The organism is Microvirga arvi, assembly GCF_016892765.1.
Taxonomy (GTDB): Bacteria; Pseudomonadota; Alphaproteobacteria; order Rhizobiales; family Beijerinckiaceae; genus Microvirga; species Microvirga arvi.
Genome location: NZ_JAFEMD010000170.1, coordinates 1 through 1,534, shown reverse-complemented (window position 1 = coordinate 1,534; position 1,534 = coordinate 1). Strand labels below are relative to the sequence as shown.

Below are 1,534 nucleotides of genomic sequence, written 5' to 3'. Positions count from 1 at the left end.
GTCAGCAACGGGATGAAGGAGGTCTGCGCGCCGGCATTGTTGGCACTCTCAGGGCCGGCCACGCCCTCGATGGCGCCGCGGCCGAAGCGGCTTGGATCCTTCGCGAGTTTCTTCTCAAGCGTATAAGCGGCGAACGGCCCGAGCACCGCCCCGTTGCCGGGCAAAATGCCGAGCGTCGCTCCGATCAGGGTGCCGCGCAGGATCGGCTTGTAGGATTGCCTGAAGTCCTCCCTGTTCGGCAGCAGTCGCCCGATGGCCTGACGCACCACGTCGCGTGTCTCTGTATGGTCGAGATTGCGCATGATCTCGGCGATGCCGAAGATGCCCATGGCCAGCACGGCGAAGTCGATGCCATCGGCCAGGAACGGCAGGCCAAAGGTCATGCGCTCCTCGCCGGTCTCCAGATCCGTGCCGACGGTGGAGAGCAGCACGCCGACCAGGATCATGGCGATGGCCTTCAGGATCGAGCCGCGCGCCAGCACGACCGCGAAGACCAGGCCCATGATCATCAAGGAGAAATACTCGGTCGGCCCGAAGATCAGCGCTAACTTGGTGAGCGGAGCCCCCAGTGCGGCGATGACCAGGGTTGCCACCGTGCCGGCGAAGAAGGAGCCGATGGCCGCGATTCCGAGCGCCACGCCGGCACGGCCCTGGCGGGCCATCTGGTGACCGTCGAGCGCCGTGACCACCGAGGTGGCCTCGCCCGGGATGTTGACCAGGATCGCGGTGGTCGAGCCGCCGTACTGGGCCCCGTAATAGATGCCGGCGAGCATGATGAGCGCGCCGGTCGGGTCGAGCCCGAAGGTGATGGGCAGCAGCATCGCGATGGTGGCGATAGGGCCGACGCCCGGAAGCACCCCGATCAGCGTGCCGACGAGGCAGCCCAGGAAGGCTAGGCCAAGGTTCTGCAAGGTCAGGGCAACCCCGAAGCCGAGGCTCAGATTGGAGAAAAAGTCACCCATCAGATCCTCCCGCTATGGTCGACGACATCAACCGGACGTCGGCCCCGGCCACGGGTTGCGAGGAACACGATCACGGCCGCCACGGCCATGATGGCGGCAGTCGCCCGCAGCACCGCTTTCTGCGACCAGTCGGCGGGGAACAGGCCGGTGAGCGCCTGCGGGAAGACCGGGATCGGCAGGTTGAGCAAATCCCCGAACAGGATCATGCAGAAGGGGGTGAGACTGAGCGCCAGGATGACGAGGTCACGCAGGCGCGCCTCGGGCGTGGCGTAGCCGCCGATGATGATGGCCAGTGGGCCGGCGATCAGCAGACCCAGACCCGGCGTCGCAACCCCACCCATGGCGAAGGGGCGGATGGTCAGGGCGAAGGCCAGGATGCCGCCGATCACGAAGACCGGCCCACGCAGGTTCCAGCGCTCCAGGGCATCGCCCTGCTTGAGGAAGGCGAAGACAAGGAGAGCCAGGCCAGACAAGCCCACCGCGATGGCCAGCCAACGGGGCAGCATGGCCGGTCCCATGGCATTGAGAGTGCCCTGATCGAGATCCCGCGTAAGCCACAACGCCAAGGCTGC

General features: G+C 66.6%; 2 protein-coding genes. Both read right to left on the bottom strand.

Features of this window, described 5'->3' with window-relative positions:
* On the bottom strand, window positions 1-962 hold a 962-nt coding region (locus ILT44_RS30325; RefSeq protein ID WP_204243324.1), incomplete at its 3' end, for a tripartite tricarboxylate transporter permease.
* Window positions 962-1,534, bottom strand: a 573-nt coding sequence (locus ILT44_RS30320) for a tripartite tricarboxylate transporter TctB family protein (protein WP_204243323.1), incomplete at its 5' end; no start/stop codon positions are given. The genes ILT44_RS30320 and ILT44_RS30325, both read right to left, overlap by 1 nt.